Origin of the sequence: Flagellimonas baculiformis (genome assembly GCF_033441575.1) — a bacterium.
Taxonomy (GTDB): Bacteria; Bacteroidota; Bacteroidia; order Flavobacteriales; family Flavobacteriaceae; genus Flagellimonas; species Flagellimonas baculiformis.
In genome coordinates this window covers 85,788-107,389 of sequence record NZ_JAUZVW010000009.1, presented here as the reverse complement: position 1 = coordinate 107,389, position 21,602 = coordinate 85,788, and the positions used below count along the sequence as shown (strand labels likewise).

Genomic DNA, 21,602 nt, shown 5'->3' with positions numbered 1-21,602 from the left:
TCGGTTCAACAAAGTGTAGTTAGGGATTCAATTATCTTTCACATTCATTGTGGCACTGATGTTTATTCATATTTAGGCATTATTTCGTATTATAATTATACAATGTGGCTGCTGGTTTTTTAGTTCGCTAAAATAACTTCTACATTAAAATTGTGTTCGCCCTTTATTCTGTCGCCATTCAAGTCATTAAAATTTGAAACATCACGAGTCTTTTTGTAAGGGTCGTAAACAAAGCAAAATAGCTTTCTCAACCATTTACATTCGTGGTATGATTCAAAATCTGCTTTTAATTGTTCTATGAAATGCGTTTCGTTTGAATCCTTCTCTTTAATCATTTTTACTTCCACTAAAATTCTTTCTTCCCTTATTATCAAGTCGATTTTAGTTGTTTTTGCTCCAACTTTACCAATGGCATCTTCATCCCGCAAGTTTGGAAATACCGATTTAAGTATCACATACAAAATATCCTGCACGTCATATTCATCTTCAATTTCAAAATTGGGATGGTCTTTTCTTCGGTTCTTGATAATCTTCTGAATAGCATTGCTGAAATTATTCAAAATATCCCTTACCACTTCATCAGCAGACTTATTGATATATCTTATGTTTAGCAAAGCACTTTCAATATCTTCTAAAAGAATTTGCAACTGAACATCAATGTCGGTTCCCGATGTAACAGCTTGCAATGCAGTATTCAGTTCTGTCTCACTGACTGTGTCTATGTCAAAAACTGTTTTAATTAAAACGGCTAAGGGTTGATTTTGCAACGCTTTAACTTCGTTCTCTAATAGAGGTTTTAGAGTTGGTTCAATTTTGGTCAGAAAGTATTTTTGCTTTAAATCACTTTGCTGATATTTTTCTTTGAGTTGTTGGCTCAATTCACTTTTTGCAGATAAGTACAAGCCAGCTAATTTGTAAACATTGGAAATTGCACTTAGCCCCTTTATTGGGACTTTTGATATGATAGAAACAATTTTAGAAACTTCAACGCTTTCTTTTTTATAGCCAATTAAAGCAATTTCTTCATCAGGACTTAATTCAAATGAATAGTTTGGCAATTCCTTGAAAGATTGAACATACAGATAGGCGGCCAATTCAATATTCTTGTATTGAATTAACTTCGTCCTGTTATGCTTTAATATCTCTCTTAAATAAACCATAGTTTTTCGCTTACTGCTTTTAATCTTTCATAATCCCAACCCTCTACTTTTTTGAGTTCTTCGGTCATTCTTGCCATTAAAGATGGATACATTATCGTAACTGTTCTTTTTGAAGGCATATAACTTCTATGCGACAAATGTGAAAACCAATAAACCTGTTTTGCTATGTAGAACAAACTTGTGAAGGTAGAACGCTTATCCAAATCAATTTTCAAGGGCAAATCACTCTTGCTTACAAAATGAAGCAAAGCAGAATGTTTACTTAATTGAATGTATGTTCCTTGGTTGATGTCATTTCTTCCATCATTGTAATACAATCTAAAATTATGACCATACGCCAAATGAACCAACGCAAATTCAAAATTGTAATTTGCCAATCTCTCTTTTAAGCCATTAATGGCTTTTATTTCATATTCTTCACTGGCTGACTTGAACAAATGAAAAATCAAGCGGAATGTGCCAGATTTGCTCATTTCTTCAACCAATGGCTTTAATGTTTTGTAAAGATGATTTTCCAAATTTTCAGCATAATTGGCAAATGAAGAGAGGGGAGAACAATCTCCCGTCATATATCTGCCGTCATTATGAAAAACTTGTGCTATACCTAAAACAAACTGACAATTTTCTGATAATGTAGAGCCAATGCCAATTACTAACTCGTCCTTTAGTTTGTCCTCCTTTTCAATTGTCCAAGCTGTACCGCCAAGTTTTGCATAAGAGTTTAATGCAATGTTGGTCATTGTAAAGCCATTCAAATTCTGTCTGATTGTTTCTATTTGAACATCCTGAGTTGGAATGCCATTGCCTATAAACTTTGCTTTACAGACGTAATACGGTGAATTATTCGGACTTAACTTTTCTTGGGCTTCATTTACGATTACATAAATCAAATCGCACTTTTGTAAAGCCTCATCATAAAGCACTTCTTTGTAATTTTCTAAATCTTTTCCTGCTATTGTTTTAAAATGAAAGTTTAAAGAGTTGAAATGGAAAACCTCTTTTAGCTTTGCTTCAATTTTCTTTACAAAACCTTCTGTTTCGCCCTGATATTCAGAAGGACAAATCACACCAATATTGATTTGCTTGTTTTGGTAAAGTTCCAATGAATACGGCTGATAAGCCTTAACCATTTCATCATATTTAAAGAGCTTTTGTGTGTTCTTTCGGTTACTATAAAAATATCTCTGTGGCTTTCCAATGATTTCAGACTTTACCAATTCATCTTCAAAGGGCAAATACTTTTTAGAAATAGCATTTATTTCTAGTCCAAAAGGCAATTTAATTTCCGCTCTATTTTTATCTAGCCATTTGTAAAAGCCGTCAATTACAGCAAAGCATTTTGAGTTTTTGTTCTCCTCACTAATTATTTGGTCATATTTGGTTGTTGCTCCTTTGGTTTCTAAAAAACGTTTTATTGATTGTCTGTTTGCAAAGATTCTATCATCATCACCTTTTAATCCTTTAATGTCAATACCGTATTTTTCAAACTCTGCCTTGCTCCAAGTAAAAGAGTTTTTGAGTGAAGTAGATAACGAAAAGCCCAATAACAGTTTATTTTCTTTAAAAAAGAAATAAGGTGAAAAATGCACAATTCTGTTGACAGATAAACCTTCAATACTTCCATTTAAAACATCTTTCGGGGAGATTATTTCCCAAGAGTTTGAATGTTTATTCTTGAATATCCGATAACCTTTGGGTTCTACGAAATCAATAATAGACCTTTCTAAAATTTTGGAAAGCACCTTTGGTTTCTCAGTAAAGTGAACTTTTATTGATATGGTATTTTCTGGAAGTTCAGACTCACTAGATCTCTTCCAGAGTAATATTTTATCATTGTCACGATAGAATGATAGGTTTGGAAAATCTTCTTTTAATCTAATGTAAGCTTCTTTTGAAGCATATAGGCTGTATTCAATTGAATCAATTGAAGTAGCATTTTTAGTAATATCTATTTGATAGAAGTTTAAAAATAATCCACTCATTTAATTTTCCTTCAGTATAATTTAATTTCCATTGTACCTGATGGCAACGTTAAAATTTGACTAATTTTATTGAGTTACACTTATATACACCATACTAAGTTCGGCGCAAATCCCAAATTTCGCTGAAATTTCCTTCAAATCGTTGTCAAAACCAATCCAATTCTCAACCATGTTATCAACACTAACCCGTTGGCACAGATAGGATTGCAGTTGCTGTTCTTTCCCAAACCCGCATAAGGCAGATTTTCCGTTATTTTGTAATCCAACAAAACACACACCTATGGAATCACCCAACTGGCAGACCGCCATGGAATTTGAGGACATCACCTATAAAAAATGCAACGGTGTGGCCCGTATTGCATTTAACCGCCCGGATATACGCAATGCCTTCCGGCCCAAGACCACCAGCGAACTGTACAAGGCCTTTTACGATGCGCAGGAGGACACCAGCATTGGCGTGGTATTGCTCTCCGGCGAGGGACCCTCATCCAAGGACGGCAAATGGGCCTTCTGTAGTGGGGGCGACCAAAAAGCGCGTGGACAACAAGGGTATGTGGGTGAGGATGGCTATCACCGTCTGAACATCCTGGAAGTGCAGCGCCTGATTCGTTTTATGCCCAAAGTGGTGATTGCCGTAGTGCCCGGTTGGGCCGTTGGGGGAGGGCACAGCCTGCATGTGGTCTGCGACATGACCTTGGCCAGTAAGGAACACGCCATTTTTAAACAGACCGATGCCGATGTCACCAGTTTTGATGGGGGGTACGGTTCGGCCTATCTTGCCAAGATGGTGGGACAGAAAAAAGCACGTGAAATTTTCTTTTTGGGACGAAACTATTCCGCGCAGGAAGCCTATGAAATGGGCATGGTGAACGCCGTGATCCCACATGACGAGCTGGAGGACACCGCCTACCAATGGGCGCAGGAAATCCTGGAAAAGTCACCGACGTCCATCAAAATGCTGAAGTTCGCCATGAACCTCACGGACGATGGGATGGTGGGGCAACAGGTCTTTGCAGGGGAAGCGACCCGTTTGGCCTACATGACCGACGAGGCCAAGGAAGGTCGCAATGCCTTTTTGGAAAAGCGCAAACCCGATTTTGGCAAGGACAAGTGGATTCCGTAATTCATTGTTTATTTAATAAAGATTCTTCGCTCTGCTCAGAATGACAAATTATTCGACTTATTCATGCAATTCCTGCCTGCATTTCGACAGCCCTTCGACTGCGCTCAGGCTGACGTCTCAATGACTACGGCAGGCAGGCGTGTCAACAGAGACCATAGAGAATAGATGATAGAAAATAGACCTTTCTTCTGAATCAAAAGAGCCATTAGTGTCATTCGTGCAATTGGTGTCCATCAGGAATGTACAAAACCAAAAAGAGCCTTGCCACTTGGGTCAAGACTCTTTTACGAGAACACTATATGAAAATGAAAAAAATTACTTTCAGAATTAATTACATCGTAAATGTACCACCGATATACCCACAAATGAAATTATTGTTGTGAAGTTCCTCGGAATTGTGGTCATTCCGTGTTTTTTTGAAATCCATCCCGTTTTTTCTGATTTTGAATAGACAGTGAAGAGATTCTTCGCTCTGCTCAGAATGACAAGCTATTCGAGTTATTCCTGCAAATTCGCGTGTCAACGCAGACCATAGAGAATAGATGATTGAAGATAGACCATTTTTCTGAATCAAAAGAGCCATTCGTGTCATTCGTGCAATTCGTGCCTGCATTTCGACAGCCCTTCGACTGCGCTCAGGGTGACAACTCAATGACCACGGCAGGCGTGTCAACGGGGACAGTAGAAAATAGATGATAGAAAATAGATCATTCTTCTAAATCAAAAAAAGCCATTAGTGTCATTCGTGCAATTCCTGCCTGCATTTCGACAGCCCTTCGACTGCGCTCAGGGTGACAACTCAATGACCACGGCAGGCAGGCGTGTCCACCAGGAATGTACAAAACCAAAAAGAGCCTTGCCACTTGGGTCAAGACTCTTTTACGAGAACACTATATGAAAATGAAAAAATTACTTTCAGAATTAATTACATCGTAAATGTACCACCAGTGTTCCCGCAAATGAAATTATTGTTGTGAACTGTCCCGTTGTTGTGGTTAGGTTCCACTTTTATACCATCAGCTCGATTTACGGTACGGCTTTCACGATGTTTGACAGTATGCCGTTGACATCAAAATAGGGTTCTTCGGCCAATCCGGTCCGCACGACCACCAAATCCTTCGAAGGGATCATGAACACATGCTGCCCTTCATACCCATTGCAACTGAAGAGGTCTTTGGGTACATCGGGGTATTTCCCTTCGGCGTTCAACCAAAAGTGGGCCCCATAGGTACCGTTTGAATGGATGGTGGGCGTAGTGATGTAGTCCACCCATTCCGGGGCGAAGACCTGTTCACCATTCCAGTTCCCTTTATTGAGGTACAATTGTCCAAAACGGGCCCAATCGCGCGTACTGGCCCAGGCGTAGGACGAGCCCACATAATTACCGGCGATGTCGGCCTCGAGGACCATGGACTGCATCCCTATTTTATCGATAAGGGCCGCGTAGGGAAAATCCAGATATTCCTGATGGCTCCTGAACTGCTGGCGGAGGATTCCCGAAAGCAGGTTGCTGGTGCCTGAGGAGTAGTTCCAGATTTCCGTGGGTTTTGCAATGGCTTTTTTATCCTTTTGGGCTTTTGTCATATCGCTGTCCAGGAACAGCATTCGGGTCACATCGGAAATGGTGCTGTAGTCCTCGTCCCATTCCAGTCCGCTCTGCATGCGAAGCAGGTGGTCCAAGGTGATGTTCTTTCGTTCATCATCCTTCCATTCGGCAATGGGGGCAGGCCAATCCATCTCCAGTTTCCCTTGGTGTTCCAGAATCCCAAAACAAGTGGCCAATACACTCTTTGTCATGGACCAACCCAAAATAGGCGTATCCTTGTCAAATCCATCGATGTACCGCTCCGCGATCAAATGTCCTTTGTACAATACTAGAAAAGTTCGGGTTTTCTGTGTTTCAGGATTGGCAAAGGCCATGGCCACCGCTTTGTTGATCAAATCCATGTCCACTTCCGGCAAAATGGTGTCCAAGGGGTCCGCCTGTCCGTAGGGATAGGGGATGGTATCCTTTTTTTGGTTTCGATTGGGGCGAATGGTGAGTTTTGTTGGGTCATAATCGTCATTCACCAACACGGCGCCAAGGCCATCACGGTAGACCGCGGTGCGTTTCATCAGGCCATAGACCGTGGCAGAGGCCGCTTCCTTGCTCTCGTCCAGTTCGGTGGACGCCAGCTCAATCAAAGGGGCCTTGTTGTCAAATTGGTTCATGCTTGCCGCGGAGCGGTGGGCCACATAGACCCCCGAAGCCACATTTTTGGCCGCATAACCGGAAATAATGTTCAGTTTGGGGTAGTTCAGATAAACGACCACTCCTATGATCAGGACTAGGAGCAGCAAAACACGCTTCAGTAGTTTCATGGTTTTGGATGTATTTGTAACTTTCTGCTCCTAAATATAAACATTAAACATATGTCCAACATCGGGTTGATCATCGAAGAACGCAGCAGGGATATCGGTGACTTTTTGGTAGGGCGTCTCATCCCGTTTCGAAAAAAACGGATGATAGGCCCCTTCATCTTTATAGATCATATGGGCCCAACGCAACTGGGTCCCTCAAAATACATGGATGTGGACCAGCATCCGCACATGGGGCTTTCCACCCTGACCTTTATGTTGGAGGGCGAGATCATGCACGAAGATGGTCTGGGCACCCATCAACGCATACGTCCGGGGTCGGTGAACTGGATGACAGCCGGAAAAGGGGTGACCCATACCGAACGAACACCACCTGACCTGAGAAACGGTAAGACATTCACCGCCCATGGCTACCAGATTTGGGTGGCCCTGCCCAAGGAATTGGAGGATATGGAACCGCAATTTCACCATATTGAGGGGAAAGACCTTCCCAAATGGACCGATGCCAGTGCAGCATTCACCTTGATCGCTGGCGATGGATATGGAAAAAAATCCCCTGTTCCCGTGCATTCCGACCTTTTTATGGTCGAGATCAAGAATACCGATGAATACACCTTGAACGTCAACGGCAACCTGAAAGGGGAAATAGGCATCTGCATTGTGGAGGGAAGCATCAAAGCTTGTGGCGAAACGGTGGAAAAAGGGAACATTCTGGTCTCCAAAGTAGAGGATACCTGCAACATCATCTTGGAACCGAATACCCATTTGTTGCTGTTTGGCGGAGAGGCCTTCCCGGAAGAGCGATTCATTTATTGGAACTTTGTGTCATCCAGCCAAGAGAAGATCGAACAGGCCAAAAAGGCATGGGCGGATAAAACGTTCCCTATGATGGAAAATGACGACACCTATGTGCCGCTTCCGTCCTAAAGCACAATAATATGTACCTTTAGGTACAACACCGAACCTATTGAAAAAAATACTCCTCAGTTGTATGATGGTCGTTTCCTGTGCCAAAGCGCCGGAAACCCCGCAGCCGGACTCGCACCAATGGTATGGGCACCAGGTCACGGCTTCGGCATACAACTCCGTGTTCTGGCAAACGGACAGCATCAATCCTTCCGTGGCCGCTTGGGGCGATACCCTAAAACCGGGAATGAAGAGTATTGCCGTGTCCAGGGACCTCATCAAACTGGGGCTGACACACAATACCATGGTGAAAATCGATACTTTTCCGGATACGTTCTATGTCAAGGACAAAATGCATTGGCGTTGGCGGAACCGGATAGATATTTACATGGGAAAGGATATACAAAAAGCTAGGGAATGGGGCAGAAAAAAACTGATGATCTGCTATGCCGTTCCGGTGGACACCACAAATGTTACCTTAGGCACTTTTGATTAATGCATTATAATTTGAAAAATCTATAGGTTTTGAAAAGCACTGGAATTGCACAAGGTTATTATGTTACTTGGTTATTCAGATGGTACGTTTTAATAACCCGTGCCTGCAGTAGGCTGGCAATAATCAGTAACTCAATAACTCTCAAGTTGATGGTGTTTTCAAAAACTGAATGTCTTTAATGAATCATATGTATTTCAACAAAAAGAACCATAAATGAAGAAAATTGGACTGATTGCATTATCAACACTGCTATTCGGGGCCTGCGGCTCCCAAAAAGATATCGTGGACATCCCTATCATTTTTGATGACCAACGCATTGAACTCACAGAAGAATATATGGCCCAACGCTATGGCCTGGAAAATGATTCCACCCAGATTGTCCCTAAAATGGTGGTGCTCCACTGGACGGCGATCCCTTCGTTAAAAAAATCCTTTCAGGCGTTCAACAGGTCCACATTGCCCAATTGGCGGCCCGATCTGGAAAATGTGAGCGGTCTCAATGTCTCTTCCCATTTTTTGGTGGACCGGGACGGGACCATTTACCGATTGATGCCCGAAACCACCATGGCCAGACACACCATCGGCCTCAATCATTGCGCCATTGGTATTGAAAATGTAGGGGGAGGCCAGGAACTCCCGTTGACCAAACAACAGTTGAAGGCCAATATTTTCCTTGTAAAATACCTGGCTTCCAAATACGATATCGAATATGTCATCGGACACCAAGAATACACCCAGTTTGAAGGCCATCCGCTCTGGCTGGAAGTGGACGATGGATACCGCACCACAAAGACCGATCCCGGTATGGATTTTATGGGGAAAGTGCGAAAAGCCACGAAAAAATTTAACTTTAAACCTGTTCCAAAAAGTTAGGAAATGTAATCTAAGTATACTGGTTATTAAGTTATTGGATTATTTAACCATATGCAACATATCAACAATCAGTAACTTAGTAACTAAATAACTAAATAACCTGTAGTGAACATAAATTGCAGGGCTGTAATCTTTAATTTGATAACAAACTATGATCAGAAATATATTATCACTGGCAATTGCCTTCCTATCACTATCGGTTGGTGCCCAAGATGCACTCACCTCCAAACTTTATGAAACGTATGATCAGTTCAAGGAACCTAGCCTGGGAAAAAGACGCATCAAGCACAGTGATATCCAGCCCCTGATCCAAAAGATCAAGGCCAATCCCAAGTTTGAGGTGCAGAAAGTAGGGGAGTCCATTCAGGGGCGCGACCTACACTTGATTAGCGTGGGAACGGGCAATGAGAATATTTTCCTATGGTCGCAGATGCACGGGGACGAACCCACGGCGACACAGGCCATTTTTGACATCCTCCATTTTTTGGACGCACCGGATTTCAAGGAAGAAAAGGAGGTGATCCTTTCCCAGTTGAAGCTTCATTTTTTACCTATGGTAAATCCCGATGGGGCGGAGACCTTCCAGCGTAGAAATGCGTTGGGCATAGACATCAACAGGGATGCGCTGCGGCTGCAATCGCCCGAAGGACAGGTACTCAAGCGTATCCGCGACAGTCTGGATGCCAGTTTTGGGTTCAACCTGCACGACCAGAGCAAATACTACAACGCGGAACGTACCGCAAAGCCGGCCACCATTTCCTATCTGGCAACGGCCTATAACTATGAAAAGGATATCAACGAAGTGCGGGCCAATGCCATGAAGGTGATCGTGTATATGAACAAGATCATCCAAAATTATGCACCGGGCCAGGTGGGAAGGTACAGCGACGATTTTGAGCCAAGGGCCTTTGGGGACAACATTGCCAAGTGGGGCACCAGCCTCATCCTGATCGAATCCGGAGGTTACACCAATGACCCCGAAAAGCAGGAAATCCGTAAACTGAACTACGTGTCCATTCTGTCGGCATTATACACCATTGCCAAGGGCACTTACAAGGATATCCCTGTTGAGGATTACGAAAAAATTCCCCACAACGACCGTCAATTGTTCGACCTGAAGATCGAGAACGCCACTTATGAACTTTTGGGGAAGGACTATATCATTGACCTGGGCATTTTCCGGAACGAGGTGGACCTGAACGGACATGATGATTTTTATTATAGGGGTTCGGTGGGTGACCAAGGCGATCTTTCCACTTTTTATGGGTACGAGACCTTTGACGCCACAGGGTATAAAATTGTGCCCCCAAAAATGGCTTCGGCGGACAATATCTCTAAACCCTTACAATTGCTTAACGAGGGCGTGGCCTATGTCAAAACTGCCCTGCCCGAAAAAAAGGCCTATACGGAAGCCCCGTTGTTTTTGGTGGACCAGGATTTTGAACTGCGTCCTTTTGGACTGTGGCCCGGGGCAAACCCCACCTTCTTTTTGGAAAAGGATGGTAAGCTGACCCATGCCGTTATCAATGGATCGCTCTTGGATCTGTCCAAGCCCATTGAAGAGCAGAATTTCGGGAATGGGTTGATTGTTCGTTAATACCCATAATGAAAAGTGAGCGTTGACCCATGTAAGAGCAACAAGGTCAGCATGATCAATAATGCCGAAACAATGCTGAGGAACAACGCCACCACGATGCCTTTGAAAGTGCTGTGAAGTGGACCGATGGCACTGTTTTGAATGATTTCCTTTACGAGATCCATAGTGTTTTGAGTTTGATTTTCTTGCGGTCGTTAGTAGGTATTTGGTCGTCGTTTGTATATATGGAACAACTGTTGGGCTAAAAACCCTATATTTTTGATTGTTTTGTAGGGATTTACATAACTTGACCTTTTTTAATCAAACTAATATTTATGAAAAAATTGATTCTATCTACGGCCCTGTTTGCCCTGGCCTTTCAATGGGGTTGGGCGCAAACGCCTACCAAAGACCTGTTCAATGGTGAAAATTTGGACGGTTGGGTCATGCATGGTGATGAAAAGTGGTTTGTGGAGAACGGCGAACTGATCTGTGAGAGTGGCCCCAAGGCCGACTACGGCTACTTGTCCACCAAGGATTTCTACAAGGATTTTGAACTTTCCTTGGAGTTCAAACAAGAAGCCGATGGCAACAGTGGGGTTTTTATCCGTTCCACTTTTGAAGGGAACATCGTCAGTGGATGGCAAGTAGAGGTGGCCCCTCCAGGGCTGCATACGGGCGGCATCTATGAATCCTATGGCCGTAATTGGCTTGCCATACCGGAACCTGAAAAAGAGAAGGTATTGAAAATGGGGGAGTGGAACACGTTCAAGATCCGCGTGAACGGCCCAGATGTGATCACTTGGTTGAACGGAGTGGAAATGGTACACCTGACCGATGAGATCATTGGAAAAGGAGAAGGAGCCATTGCCCTTCAGATACACGATGGCGGCGGCATTAGGGTGAAATGGAGAAACATCAAAATCAAACCTGCGGAAGTCGAATAAAAAACAAAGCCCGATACTTTTAGTATCGGGCTTTTGATTGATAATGGTCCGTATTATTTTTTTCTGGGGGTCACCACAAAGCTTCTGTACTCAATGGGTCCGTGGTCTCCTTGGATCATGAACGGTCCAGGTTCCCCTTCCTTACTGTCCAACGCTCCTCCCGTTATTCCAGGAATGGTGGCGTCCGTGATTACGGTCTTTCCGTTCAAGGTCACTGTGACCCTTCTGCCGATCAGGGTAATGTCATACGTCTGCCATTCTCCCGCATCTTTGGCCGCATTCTCATTGGGCTCCAAGAAACCATACACGCCTCCAATATAAATGTCCATAGGGTCCAACCCCTTGTCATCTTCTATTTGGAGTTCATATCGGCCGCGAAGATAGATACCGCTATTGCTCCCTTTGGGGTAGCGGAATTCCACGTGTAGTTTGAAATCCTCGAATTTTTCGTCCGTGATGAGGTTGGAACCCGATTCTGGGCTGGTCAAGGTACCATCCTTTACGACCCATTGGTTCTTTTCGCCATCCACATGCCATCCGGTCAGGTCCTTTCCATTGAACACATTGATGGGTTTGTCCCACTTCGGATTTTCCGTGTACTCCAATTTTGGGGCCTTCAACCCGGTCCAGTGGAGAACGGAACCATCGGTATAGATTAAGGTGCCTTTCAGTTTTCCATCGGTCAACTCCCCATGAAAGATCATGTCGCTTCCCTTGGGCTCCCATTGGTTGGGAATGCTAAAGGTGAATTTGTTGTCCCCATAGGTCTTGACCTCGGATATGGGCCTTGCACTTCCAAATGCGAACACAAACCGACCGGTCAAGGTCGCATGGCCCGAGTGCCGTATTTCCAACCACGATGGGGCGGTCTTGCCCATAAAGTCCATCTCCAGGTCCCATCGACCCTCTAAAGGATATGTTTTCTGGGCGTATGTGCCAAGTGTTGCTACCATGATCAAGGTGCATATAAGAATACGCAGGGAATTTTTTAAGAATGTCATAATTTGTTCAGTTTAATGGAGGTCCAAGATAGGGATTTATCCAAAAAAGTGAACGCTCTAAACACAGGGGTCATTCACAACCTCCTATAAATCCTTTGGCACTGAATTTGGTCTGCACCGCACCTTGGAGACTGCCATTGGTAAGTTGGATCACAAGGTTGCTCTCCCCGCTGCCATCCCTTTTGGGCGTACAGTATTCAAACAGATAAAAGCTATTTGCTTGCTCTGCAACACGTTGCGATATCTGGTTGAAGGTGTTTTCCAACTCTTCTTTGTTTGAAGCAAAGACACTGGCCGTTTTTCCAATCTCGGTCAGTACTTCCGTGTCGATCTCAGCACCCAGACCAATCGTAAAATAGGAAATGTTCCTATCCGCTTCCTTCACAGCCTTTAAGGCATCGGATTCCCTATACCGTGATGCTTGGTCCGTTCCATCGGTGAAAAGGACGACCGAAGCGGCCCCAATGACCTCTGAATTTTGGTTGAGCAATTCCTTGGCCTTGGCCGTGGATTTGATGACCGCCCCATATAAATCAGTGGAAGGGTCGTTGCTGATATCGGCTGTGATCCCATCAATGGCGGTTGTCAATTCTGTTGCGGAAGAGGTAAGGGGGTTCAAAAGATGAAGTTCATCCTCCCCATCAAACCAATAAATGGCCATTTGGAAGGAATCCGTAGCAGGAGTTGGCATCACATTGTTGATGAAACTGGTGGAAGCGGCCTTCAATTCATCCAAACTGCTGTCCAGTACACTGTTGCTCAAGTCCAGCACCAAAAGGGTGTTGTTGTTGAACACCTGGGAGTTTGGGGAAATCCGGGCCTGTGATTCCGAGGCGGAAATTAGGTTGAAACAGTCATCGTTCCTACCTTGTTCATATATGGTGAACTGGTCCGCGGTCAATCCGGAAACCGGATTTCCCTGAAGGTCGGAAACCTTGAACAGGATGGAAACCTTGCCCGGTAGGGTCGTGAATTCATCTTGGATGGACAACAGGAGTTCATTATCATCAAAACCCAGACAATCGTCCGGCTCCTTGCCAATTCCCAGTTCGTTATCGTTGAAGTCAAAACTTACATCATCATCGGCATTGCCACAGGAAAAAAGGATAAGTGTAAGGGAAAAAAGCAAGAAATATTGAAGTGTGTGTTTCATTTTCAAAAGAAGTTAAGGTTCTTCATGCACAACGTTCAATTTTACCGAAAAGTATTTTGGTGCCGTACATTTGATTTAAAGAAAAGTTAAAAATATACCGCTCCTGTTAAAATGGGAACGTTCACTATAATTTTTGGTAATTTCATCCCATCATACGAAACATACCATACCAACCTATCTAACCAAAGACCACTAACAGAAAATAGGTTGATATTATGACAATACTTTTGTTCGGAATCGTAAAGGACATTGTAGGAAGTCCCACGCTATCGGTTCCCACATCCAGTGTAACGGGAAAAAAAATACCAAAGACCGTTGGGGAATTGAAAACATTTTTGTCGGGAACTTACCCGGAACTCAATAAACTGTCCTCCATGGCCGTGGCGGTGAACCACAATTATGCAGAGGACCATGAAATCATCAATTCCTATGACGAAATTGCGCTGATTCCTCCGGTGAGCGGAAGATAAAGGGAGTGGACCACGTGGTTGAATGGTGTTCAAACCACGGAAAAACGGAATCTTAATCCTTGTTTTCTGGCTTCTTCAAATCGTTGCCAACGGTCTCCAAATCTTGGAAAATACCACAGGAAATCTGTTTTTTCACCAATGAGGCGGATTTTTTCCGCTTGACCATCGCTTCGATCTGCTTGTTCAGGTACTGCATGGAAATAAAATTTGTTCCTAAACGAAAGTTACCTCTTTTTTATTTTGACAATCAGAACATTATCCTAAAATTAACCTTTCATCGATCTATAATCCCCTTCATGCACTAAATAGGGAGATGGGCCGTTAATCCTACTAAATCTTAACTAAAGTTATCCATGAACAGACTTGCACAAAAAATCCAAGCCATTGCCTTTTTGGGTATGGCATTTATTGCTTTTCAATCCTGTAGTGAGGACAGTATGCCCGGTGATGGGGGAAAAGTGACCTCTGCAGAGCTACAGACCATTTTGATGACAGACGACCTTGCCGGGGCCGCCGATAGCGCCCTTGCGGAACTGTATATGGGCGATACCGCCAAATCCTTCACAGCCAAGGAAAACGACTGCTATACCGCCGAATACTCCGAAACTGGGTTCGTGGCCACTTTTAACAACTGTGTGCTCAACGGGACCGAAAATGTGGACGGTACCGTGGCCGTGACCTACGAAGTGGGAGAGGGGAGTGCCTCCTTTACGGCGACTTTTACTGATTTTTACGTAGGGACCATCAAGATCAATGGTACCCGGACCTTTGTGGTGAACACCAGTACCGACCAAAGTTCGGTTTCGTTCACCGTGACCAGCGACATGTCCATTGAACTGGAAGATGGTACCACCATCAGTGAGACCGGGAAAAAAACCTTTGGTATTGATTTCAGTGAGGACTTGAGCAGCGTCACCTTCACGCTTTCCGGAAACTGGACCGTACAAATCGATGAAAATGTTTATGCCGTGGAAACCTTGGAAGACCTTCAGATGACCTCGCCCTGTGAATATGTGAGCAGCGGCAGCATGGTGGTTGCCAAGAACGGACTGGCCGTGAACGTGGACTTTGGCAATGGCGAATGTGATGACAAGGCCACGCTGATCTATCCCAACGGGGCGACAGAGGAAGTTGATTTATAAAGAGTTTCGTAATTCAAAACCGTCAGTTCGAGTGAAATTCCAGGGGAATTTTTATATCGAGAACCGGTTTTGGACTTGAGATTCTGGTTCTCGATACAATTTTTCTTTCGAAAAATCACTCGAACTGACAGATTTCAATCGAGATCCATCACAAATCTAAATAACACAAAAGCACCGATTTTATATCGGTGCTTTTCTTTTTGTGGCGGTTTCGTTTATATTTAAGGGAATCTAAGAACCGCCTATGATCCAGCAGTTGGTCCAGTCCCAGAACGTCTTTTTTGCCACCCAGCAGACGAAGGACATCCAGTTCCGAAAAGAAGCCCTGAAACGGTTGCGACAGGAAATCCTGGCACAGGAAGATGCCATTTGTGATGCCATTTATGCCGATTTCAAAAAACCGCGGTTCGAGAGCCTGGCCACGGAAACACAGTTGGTGCTTGCCGAACTGAAACATGCCATCCAAAACGTGGAAGAGTGGGGCCGATCGACCCCAGTGGCCCCTTCGTGGACCAATTTTCCCTCCAGCGAATGGATCCAGCCAGAACCCTACGGAAAGGCATTGATCATGGCCCCGTGGAACTATCCCTTCATGCTCACCATTGCCCCCTTGGTTGGGGCCTTGGCCGCAGGCAACACCGCCGTGTTGAAACCGTCCGAACTCAGTCCCCATACGTCCGGGATCATCGCATCCATTATCCAAAAGGTGTTTCCTTCGGAATATGTGGCCGTTGTGGAAGGGGGAGTGGAGGTGTCCACTCAACTTTTGGCTGAAAAATGGGAGTATATCTTTTTCACGGGCAGCACACAGGTGGGCAAGATTGTCTATAAAGCCGCAGCGGAGCATCTGACCCCGGTCACCTTGGAGCTTGGTGGAAAAAATCCCTGTATCGTGGATGGTTCAGCCAATGTGTCTCTCGCTGCAAAGCGGATAGTGTGGGGCAAGTTCATCAATGCGGGGCAGACCTGCATCGCGCCCGATTATATTTTGGTCCACAAGACCCAAAAAGATGCCTTGGTGGAGGCCTTGAAGGCCCAAATCACTGCATTTTATGGACAGGACATCAAGCAATCCGCTGATTTTGCACGCATTACCACGGCAAAACACTATCAGGGACTTAAAGCGATGCTTGAAGGGCAGCATCTTCTTTTTGGGGGTGTTTGTGATGATGGGGAACGCTATGTGGAGCCTACTTTGGTGGACGAACCCGATTGGGGGAGCCCTGTGATGCAGGGCGAGATCTTTGGCCCAATTCTGCCCATCATTTCCTATGAAACCGAGGACGAGCTGCACCAAAACCTGTCCCGATATGAAAAACCATTGGCATTTTATGTGTTCTCCAGCAACAAAAAGTTTCAAAAGCAGCTGATGGCGCAATATCCATTCGGGGGTGGGACCATCAACGATACGGTGGTGCACATCAGCAACAAGAACCTGCCCTTTGGCGGTGTCGGCAGCTCCGGAATAGGCGGGTACCACGGCAAGCATTCCTTTGACCTGTTCTCCCACAGCAAATCCGTGGTGAGGCGGGGCACTTGGCTGGATGTGCCATTGCGCTACGCACCGTACCGGATTCCCATCCGTTGGGTGAAGAAGTTCAAGCATCTTTTCTAGGGGAAAAACTGCGCCTTTCCCAATTTGGACGCCCAGATTTTGACAAGTCCGCATTTTTCTGTCAACAAAACGTTAAATACCTGATTGTTAATGGATTTGGTTCTAACTTAAGAGATGTAAATCCCTAAAATTGAACGCTATGGAGACGCCACAAAACACCCCGGATTACCGTGTTTCCGTTTTATTGGACCTGATGGACAACCCTGAGCTCGTACTGTACAATGCGGTGCAACTCACCAAGCGGCTGGGCGGCACTTTGGAGGTGTTCCATGTGAAATCCGCAGGGCAGTCCACCGCGGATGCGCTTTCGGAGATCGAATCACTGATTGCGCAGCTCCAGAAGCAAGAGGAACGCATACCCATTGGCCACAGACTGGAATACGGCAATGTGAGGCACCGCATCCGGGATTATCTGGCCTTGGTGAAGCCCGATGTGCTGGTGATGGGCAAGCGGCGGAACAGAATGGGCATCTTGGGGGAGAGCATCACCGAATTTGTGATCGACCAGACGAATGCGACCAACATCTTTATTTTTGGCGAAGGCCAACGATTGGGCTCGTTTGATGAACTGCATTTGGGGGTATTTGGTCGAAACCTGAACGAAAAGGGAAAAAATATCATCATGGACTTGAAGAAGGACAGCCAGAGCGCCGTGCGTTTGTTCGACATTAACCTGCAGAACGGGGAAAATGAACAGCCGGCATATCCGTGGCAACGGACCATTCCGTATGTGTTTACCCAAAGTGCGACGGCCTTGGATGCGCTGATCAGTTATGTGAACCGGACGCAGACGGAACTGCTGTGCATGCCAAAGGGACCAAGCCGAACCTTTGCGTTCCAAACTAATGCGGTGCGGGAAGTGCTGCACAAAGCCAAGATTCCGTTGATGATTTTAGCGTAGCGGATGGGAAGGGATAGTAGGTTTCCTGATTTACTATTTTACATAATGTAAATTATAGAACAATCAATGAGGTTTTAAAATATCAGAATAAACCAACTTAATTCATTTTTTAAGAGCATCAGGGTTTGAAATAATTCTTTTAATAAAATCCCAATCCGCTTCCTCCGAATCGTTCCTGATTTCCTTTTCCGAAATTTTGATGATTTTTAAATAAAAAAGTTCATTTAACTTATCTAAACTTCTTTGATACTCAGTATCTGTAACTTCAATATTAAGATCTGGAAAACTTAAAGTAAATCCCTTTTCTGAGTTGAAATTTATACTCAAGAGTATTTCTTCATTAAGAATTAAAGGTGGGTGATTTTTTGGAGTAATTTCCTTAACCAATTGCTCGTACTCCAATGATTTGAGATCTTCGGATAAAATAGTCTTTTTTGATACTTTACCTGACGTTAGTTCTCGTCTATGAACTATTGAGTTTTCAAGTTGCCCAATATCATCTTTATTAATTTCATGAATTGGCAACAAGCTTTTTCTTTGTGCTGTGGCTATTTTAGGGAGATAAACTTTAGTGAAGTTTTGTGTATCATAATAACCAACTTTGTATGGAGTATTCTTTGCTTTTATTCTTGTAAGAGGTCTGAATATATTGTTTAATTCTTCATTATTAAATTCTTTCTTTACTGCTTGTATGCTTTCTTCGTCTAAAGGGTTTGTGAAGATGTTTTCATGATACTTCTCTATAATATTGGATTTTAACTTGTTCACCTTTTCATCTTCTCCTAGTCTATTTAAAAAATCATTTGCCAAAGAAAACTTGAAACTCCCGTAAGATGATCCAGTTATCAAGGGGTTGGCCAATCTACCAAAAGCTTTTTCTGCTTCTTCAGAATATTCATTGTTACTGGCCATTCTTGTAAACATACTTGTGGCGTAAGATTTTAGCGATTTAAGAAAGTTATTGCTAAAATCACTTATCATTTCTAAACTGACAGATCCACCAAACATTGGGTTTGCAGGTTCTAAAACATAGTGAATACTTTTCTGTCTTAAAATATTAAGATAGTTGTATTCATTACTAGCATTGTAAGGAGACATATTTTTTAATGCCACTGAAATTTCTAAAGCATCATTTAATTGAGATTTTATTACTTCATCTTCCACATTAAGTAAACCAAAAAAAATAAACTCTTGTGCATTATCGATTAAACCTGCTTTCAGATTTAAAAACGCAGCACTTCGTATAAGAACACTCCTTGTCGGTTCTAGTTCAGGTTTATCAAAATAAAATTTAGCCACCTTACTTTCAAGTTCAGCTGCTTTACAAAACAGTTCAAAAGATGCATAGTGATTATTCTCCGAGGCAGCTTGTTTTGCCCTGAATGAATAATCCATAGCTTCTTGATGTAGTTGCTTTACTTTCATCAATGAATCTCTCTTACAGTTTGTGGTTGACTAAACAAAGTAACAATAACTGATGATGATTTATCCTTTTTTGCACCTCTTTTTATTTGCTCATGTTTAGCTTTAATTCTCTTTTTTAAAGTATTTGTTTGTGTCTCTTTTAAAATTCCAGAAATTTCGACATAATGAAAATCGTTCAAAAAGTTTAGGTCGTCATCACTCGGTTCATGGGTTTTAAATCTATAATCAACACCATCGCCAATTTCAGATTGTTCAACATAATCGTAATCATTTAAAACTGACATTAGAAAAAAAGCCAGTGCAACACCTCCATGATTTGCCATATCAACATTTTCTACCATTGCGGATGCAGAAAAATCCGAATCCCATTTTAATTCCAAAGTTTCAGATTTATTATCATTTATCACTACGATATTTGCTTTAGAAGCATTGTGAAATTTGTTTAAAGCTACCGCGGCCCATTGATTTCCAACTATTATTTGCTCTCTTGTAGGTCCTTTTAATTTATCTACAGTTTCAGATAAGCTGTATACTTTCATTAATGATTCCATTTAAAAGTTTCTATAGCACTATGAAGTCTCATTTAATTTTAATTCAGAACAGATTTCTTTAAAGATATCACAAGGGTCCACATCAATAGCCAATGCAATGAGATATAACTCATCCACACGAAGTTTGGTCTTTTTGTTATTAGAAAGTTCGCTTAAACGGGTTTTGCTTATTCCAGTTTTTCTGGCAACATCTGAGCGGTTTACCGATTTCTTTGCCAAAAACAAACCTAATTCGGTCATTTTTATCTGATTTTCGTTCATTAAAGTTAGATTTTATGAACGTTTTATCTTAAAATCAGAACTAAACACATCAATTATATCCGATTTTAAGTATATTTATTCCGATAATCGGAATATTTATCCTTAATTTCTGCTGTGAATGTCAAATATTAACCTACTCCCCCTCCTCTCCTACTTTGAAGAATGCCACGAAGGAGATTTGCTTTCCTTTACGCAATGGTTGGACAAGGCCATTTATATGTTCCATTACCTTCCTGCGGATGCTTTTTCAGAAACGGAGCGCCAAAATGTTTGTCATGTGCTTATGGAACTCAAAGGGGCGGTCATGGACATCCATGTGGCACAGCAGGCAAAATGTTTTCCCCTTAGGCCATAGGGCCAAAAAAACGCCCCGTCGAAGTGTCAGGGCGTCTTTGTTCTTTATATGATGGCTACGCCTAAAGTATCGCTACCACCTCAAGGTCAAATACCAAATCCTGGCCCGCCAACGGATGGTTGGCATCCAGGATAATATCGTTTTCTTCCACTTTGGCAACGCGGAACTGCTGCTGTTGTCCCTCGGCATTGGCACCCACCAAGCCCATGCCCACTTCGGGCTTCAGGTCGTCCGGCAACTGCGATTTGGAGATTTTCTGAAAAAGTTGCTCGTTCACCTCTCCATAGGCATCCTGCTTGTCTATGGTAATGGTCTTCTTTTCGTTCACGGCCATATCGATCAGTCCTTTTTCAAATCCAGGGATAAGTTGACCCTGCCCTAAGGCGACTTCCATGGGTTCCCTTTCCAATGAACTGTCAAAAACCTGTCCATTGACCAGTTTGCCCGTGTAATGCACCTTCACAGTGTCGTTTTCCTTTACTTTGTTCATAATTTTGTTTTATACATTTATAATCAAATCGTTACAAATATATAGGGTACAAAATGGTTCAACGAACGAGATGGACATTGCTTTCCCCAAAAGCGTAACTTTTAAGAAAATTTTTGGGAATGGGCTACCCTTCATCGGCATAAAACATCAAACACACCATTTCCCTGCATTGGGGAGCGGCCTGTAGGTGTAGTATTGGAGCACTTCTTCCAAGGCCACTTTCAACGCCTTGTTCACGGGCAGCATCTTAGTGCCCATTTGGTAATCAATCTGGTTCAGCTGCATGTAGTAATCCGTGAAAACGGGGACATACAGCCCTTTGGCGATGGCCTCCGAAACGGTACGGTATTGTTCGGCCTGTCCCTCACGGATGATCTTGCAGGTGGCCAAGCGCAGGCTTCCATATTTGTCGCGGGTGGCGGCAAAGCCGAACAAACGACAGATGAGCCCCCGGTACTGATAGGTGCCGCAGTGGCCCTGGTCCACCATGGAGAGGGGCGCGAACAGAAAACAGGTGGGGTTTTGGTTCCCGCTCAAGGTGTCCAAAGTGGTCTCCGCTTCGCCCTGCAAAAAAAGATGGAAGGCCCAAGGTAAAAACTCCAAGGGAGAGGCCTCTACATGGGGGTAGTTACAACATTTTCCACAGCCCGAAACACAGCCCAAACCTGACTTTTGCTGAAACTGGGCGGTTTCCTTTTCCAATTGTCCGAATAGCTCCTCGACCCTTCGGACCTTCTGCTCTAACGTCACAAATTTTTCGCCGAAGGTATATCTAATTTGGACACGTAGATTAAAAATCTTTTGAAAAAATAACGGA

Annotated in this window: 23 protein-coding genes; 11 read left to right on the top strand and 12 right to left on the bottom strand. The window is 43.5% G+C overall.

Annotated elements, in window-relative coordinates:
• Positions 1-119: 119 nt before the first annotated feature.
• Positions 120-1,160: a PD-(D/E)XK nuclease domain-containing protein gene (locus tag SD450_RS13575; protein WP_318344996.1), complete on the bottom strand. Its 1,041-nt coding sequence runs from the start codon at positions 1,158-1,160 to the stop codon at positions 120-122.
• On the bottom strand, positions 1,148-3,142 hold the full coding sequence (locus SD450_RS13570) for a Piwi domain-containing protein (RefSeq protein ID WP_318344995.1): 1,995 nt from the start codon (positions 3,140-3,142) through the stop codon (positions 1,148-1,150). The genes SD450_RS13575 and SD450_RS13570 overlap by 13 nt, the downstream gene beginning before the upstream one ends.
• Before the next feature lie 280 nt (positions 3,143-3,422).
• On the opposite strand from SD450_RS13570, the gene SD450_RS13565 reads away from it, so the two are divergent.
• On the top strand, positions 3,423-4,265 hold the full coding sequence (locus tag SD450_RS13565) for a 1,4-dihydroxy-2-naphthoyl-CoA synthase (RefSeq protein ID WP_318344994.1): 843 nt from the start codon (positions 3,423-3,425) through the stop codon (positions 4,263-4,265).
• A 1,026-nt stretch (positions 4,266-5,291) separates the two neighbouring features.
• Here SD450_RS13565 and SD450_RS13560 read toward each other — a convergent pair.
• Positions 5,292-6,626 carry a serine hydrolase domain-containing protein gene (locus SD450_RS13560; protein WP_318344993.1) on the bottom strand — a complete coding sequence of 445 codons (1,335 nt, stop codon included), beginning with the start codon at positions 6,624-6,626 and terminating at the stop codon, positions 5,292-5,294.
• Between the two features lie 51 nt (positions 6,627-6,677).
• Here SD450_RS13560 and SD450_RS13555 point away from each other — a divergent pair, with 51 nt between their 5' ends.
• From SD450_RS13555 to SD450_RS13540, 4 genes are all read left to right on the top strand, one after another.
• Positions 6,678-7,550: a pirin family protein gene (locus SD450_RS13555; protein WP_318344992.1), complete on the top strand. Its 873-nt coding sequence runs from the start codon at positions 6,678-6,680 to the stop codon at positions 7,548-7,550.
• A gap of 40 nt (positions 7,551-7,590) precedes the next feature.
• On the top strand, positions 7,591-8,025 hold the full coding sequence (locus SD450_RS13550) for a 3D domain-containing protein (RefSeq protein WP_318344991.1): 435 nt from the start codon (positions 7,591-7,593) through the stop codon (positions 8,023-8,025).
• A 213-nt stretch (positions 8,026-8,238) separates the two neighbouring features.
• On the top strand, positions 8,239-8,898 hold the full coding sequence (locus SD450_RS13545) for a peptidoglycan recognition protein family protein (RefSeq protein WP_318344990.1): 660 nt from the start codon (positions 8,239-8,241) through the stop codon (positions 8,896-8,898).
• A 151-nt stretch (positions 8,899-9,049) separates the two neighbouring features.
• Positions 9,050-10,495 (top strand): M14 family zinc carboxypeptidase, encoded by a 1,446-nt coding sequence (locus SD450_RS13540; RefSeq protein WP_318344989.1) that lies wholly within the window; start codon positions 9,050-9,052, stop codon positions 10,493-10,495.
• On the opposite strand, the gene SD450_RS13535 is transcribed toward SD450_RS13540, so the two are convergent.
• Positions 10,492-10,659 carry a hypothetical protein gene (locus SD450_RS13535; protein ID WP_318344988.1) on the bottom strand — a complete coding sequence of 56 codons (168 nt, stop codon included), beginning with the start codon at positions 10,657-10,659 and terminating at the stop codon, positions 10,492-10,494. The two genes, SD450_RS13540 and SD450_RS13535, sit on opposite strands and share 4 nt — an antisense overlap.
• Before the next feature lie 150 nt (positions 10,660-10,809).
• On the opposite strand from SD450_RS13535, the gene SD450_RS13530 reads away from it, so the two are divergent.
• On the top strand, positions 10,810-11,421 hold the full coding sequence (locus tag SD450_RS13530) for a 3-keto-disaccharide hydrolase (RefSeq protein WP_318344987.1): 612 nt from the start codon (positions 10,810-10,812) through the stop codon (positions 11,419-11,421).
• 53 nt (positions 11,422-11,474) lie between these two features.
• On the opposite strand, the gene SD450_RS13525 is transcribed toward SD450_RS13530, so the two are convergent.
• Together SD450_RS13525 and SD450_RS13520 are read right to left on the bottom strand one after the other, a co-directional pair.
• Entirely contained in the window at positions 11,475-12,422 is a 948-nt protein-coding gene (locus tag SD450_RS13525; RefSeq protein WP_318344986.1) for a 3-keto-disaccharide hydrolase, read from the bottom strand.
• A 70-nt stretch (positions 12,423-12,492) separates the two neighbouring features.
• On the bottom strand, positions 12,493-13,575 hold the full coding sequence (locus tag SD450_RS13520; RefSeq protein WP_318344985.1) for a vWA domain-containing protein: 1,083 nt from the start codon (positions 13,573-13,575) through the stop codon (positions 12,493-12,495).
• A 215-nt stretch (positions 13,576-13,790) separates the two neighbouring features.
• Between SD450_RS13520 and SD450_RS13515 the strand changes: the two genes are divergently transcribed.
• On the top strand, positions 13,791-14,045 hold the full coding sequence (locus SD450_RS13515; RefSeq protein ID WP_318344984.1) for a MoaD/ThiS family protein: 255 nt from the start codon (positions 13,791-13,793) through the stop codon (positions 14,043-14,045).
• A 52-nt stretch (positions 14,046-14,097) separates the two neighbouring features.
• On the opposite strand, the gene SD450_RS13510 is transcribed toward SD450_RS13515, so the two are convergent.
• Positions 14,098-14,241, bottom strand: coding sequence for a hypothetical protein (locus SD450_RS13510; protein ID WP_318344983.1), 144 nt, complete (start codon positions 14,239-14,241; stop codon positions 14,098-14,100).
• 157 nt (positions 14,242-14,398) lie between these two features.
• Here SD450_RS13510 and SD450_RS13505 point away from each other — a divergent pair, with 157 nt between their 5' ends.
• The 3 genes from SD450_RS13505 to SD450_RS13495 all read left to right on the top strand — a co-directional run bounded on the left by SD450_RS13505 (position 14,399) and on the right by SD450_RS13495 (position 17,703).
• Positions 14,399-15,187 (top strand): hypothetical protein, encoded by a 789-nt coding sequence (locus tag SD450_RS13505; protein WP_318344982.1) that lies wholly within the window; start codon positions 14,399-14,401, stop codon positions 15,185-15,187.
• A 244-nt stretch (positions 15,188-15,431) separates the two neighbouring features.
• Entirely contained in the window at positions 15,432-16,802 is a 1,371-nt protein-coding gene (locus SD450_RS13500) for an aldehyde dehydrogenase (protein WP_318344981.1), read from the top strand.
• A gap of 139 nt (positions 16,803-16,941) precedes the next feature.
• A complete protein-coding gene (locus SD450_RS13495; protein WP_318344980.1) occupies positions 16,942-17,703 on the top strand; it encodes a universal stress protein in 762 nt (253 codons plus the stop codon).
• Positions 17,704-17,805: 102 nt separating this feature from the next.
• On the opposite strand, the gene SD450_RS13490 is transcribed toward SD450_RS13495, so the two are convergent.
• The 3 genes from SD450_RS13490 to SD450_RS13480 are packed head-to-tail and all read right to left on the bottom strand — an operon-like array spanning position 17,806 to position 19,940.
• Positions 17,806-19,131 carry a hypothetical protein gene (locus SD450_RS13490; RefSeq protein WP_318344979.1) on the bottom strand — a complete coding sequence of 442 codons (1,326 nt, stop codon included), beginning with the start codon at positions 19,129-19,131 and terminating at the stop codon, positions 17,806-17,808.
• Positions 19,128-19,679: a hypothetical protein gene (locus SD450_RS13485; protein WP_318344978.1), complete on the bottom strand. Its 552-nt coding sequence runs from the start codon at positions 19,677-19,679 to the stop codon at positions 19,128-19,130. Before SD450_RS13485 ends, SD450_RS13490 begins: the two co-directional genes overlap by 4 nt.
• A gap of 18 nt (positions 19,680-19,697) precedes the next feature.
• Positions 19,698-19,940 (bottom strand): helix-turn-helix domain-containing protein, encoded by a 243-nt coding sequence (locus SD450_RS13480; RefSeq protein WP_318344977.1) that lies wholly within the window; start codon positions 19,938-19,940, stop codon positions 19,698-19,700.
• Positions 19,941-20,058: 118 nt separating this feature from the next.
• On the opposite strand from SD450_RS13480, the gene SD450_RS13475 reads away from it, so the two are divergent.
• Positions 20,059-20,295, top strand: coding sequence for a hypothetical protein (locus tag SD450_RS13475; RefSeq protein ID WP_318344976.1), 237 nt, complete (start codon positions 20,059-20,061; stop codon positions 20,293-20,295).
• A gap of 61 nt (positions 20,296-20,356) precedes the next feature.
• Here the strand turns inward: SD450_RS13475 and SD450_RS13470 are convergent, their stop codons facing one another.
• Positions 20,357-20,785, bottom strand: a complete 429-nt coding sequence (locus SD450_RS13470; RefSeq protein WP_318344975.1) for an FKBP-type peptidyl-prolyl cis-trans isomerase — start codon at positions 20,783-20,785, stop codon at positions 20,357-20,359.
• 147 nt (positions 20,786-20,932) lie between these two features.
• Positions 20,933-21,535, bottom strand: a complete 603-nt coding sequence (locus tag SD450_RS13465; protein WP_318344974.1) for a YkgJ family cysteine cluster protein — start codon at positions 21,533-21,535, stop codon at positions 20,933-20,935.
• Between the last annotated feature and the right edge of the window lie 67 nt (positions 21,536-21,602).

Coding starts and splice junctions, on each gene's coding strand:
- SD450_RS13575 (WP_318344996.1), bottom strand. CDS start 1,160: ATGGTTTATTTAAGAGAGATATTAAAGCATAACAGGACGAAGTTAATT.
- SD450_RS13570 (WP_318344995.1), bottom strand. CDS start 3,142: ATGAGTGGATTATTTTTAAACTTCTATCAAATAGATATTACTAAAAAT.
- SD450_RS13565 (WP_318344994.1), top strand. CDS start 3,423: ATGGAATCACCCAACTGGCAGACCGCCATGGAATTTGAGGACATCACC.
- SD450_RS13560 (WP_318344993.1), bottom strand. CDS start 6,626: ATGAAACTACTGAAGCGTGTTTTGCTGCTCCTAGTCCTGATCATAGGA.
- SD450_RS13555 (WP_318344992.1), top strand. CDS start 6,678: ATGTCCAACATCGGGTTGATCATCGAAGAACGCAGCAGGGATATCGGT.
- SD450_RS13545 (WP_318344990.1), top strand. CDS start 8,239: ATGAAGAAAATTGGACTGATTGCATTATCAACACTGCTATTCGGGGCC.
- SD450_RS13540 (WP_318344989.1), top strand. CDS start 9,050: ATGATCAGAAATATATTATCACTGGCAATTGCCTTCCTATCACTATCG.
- SD450_RS13535 (WP_318344988.1), bottom strand. CDS start 10,659: ATGGATCTCGTAAAGGAAATCATTCAAAACAGTGCCATCGGTCCACTT.
- SD450_RS13530 (WP_318344987.1), top strand. CDS start 10,810: ATGAAAAAATTGATTCTATCTACGGCCCTGTTTGCCCTGGCCTTTCAA.
- SD450_RS13525 (WP_318344986.1), bottom strand. CDS start 12,422: ATGACATTCTTAAAAAATTCCCTGCGTATTCTTATATGCACCTTGATC.
- SD450_RS13520 (WP_318344985.1), bottom strand. CDS start 13,575: ATGAAACACACACTTCAATATTTCTTGCTTTTTTCCCTTACACTTATC.
- SD450_RS13515 (WP_318344984.1), top strand. CDS start 13,791: ATGACAATACTTTTGTTCGGAATCGTAAAGGACATTGTAGGAAGTCCC.
- SD450_RS13510 (WP_318344983.1), bottom strand. CDS start 14,241: ATGCAGTACCTGAACAAGCAGATCGAAGCGATGGTCAAGCGGAAAAAA.
- SD450_RS13505 (WP_318344982.1), top strand. CDS start 14,399: ATGAACAGACTTGCACAAAAAATCCAAGCCATTGCCTTTTTGGGTATG.
- SD450_RS13500 (WP_318344981.1), top strand. CDS start 15,432: ATGATCCAGCAGTTGGTCCAGTCCCAGAACGTCTTTTTTGCCACCCAG.
- SD450_RS13495 (WP_318344980.1), top strand. CDS start 16,942: ATGGAGACGCCACAAAACACCCCGGATTACCGTGTTTCCGTTTTATTG.
- SD450_RS13485 (WP_318344978.1), bottom strand. CDS start 19,679: ATGGAATCATTAATGAAAGTATACAGCTTATCTGAAACTGTAGATAAA.
- SD450_RS13480 (WP_318344977.1), bottom strand. CDS start 19,940: ATGAACGAAAATCAGATAAAAATGACCGAATTAGGTTTGTTTTTGGCA.
- SD450_RS13475 (WP_318344976.1), top strand. CDS start 20,059: ATGTCAAATATTAACCTACTCCCCCTCCTCTCCTACTTTGAAGAATGC.
- SD450_RS13470 (WP_318344975.1), bottom strand. CDS start 20,785: ATGAACAAAGTAAAGGAAAACGACACTGTGAAGGTGCATTACACGGGC.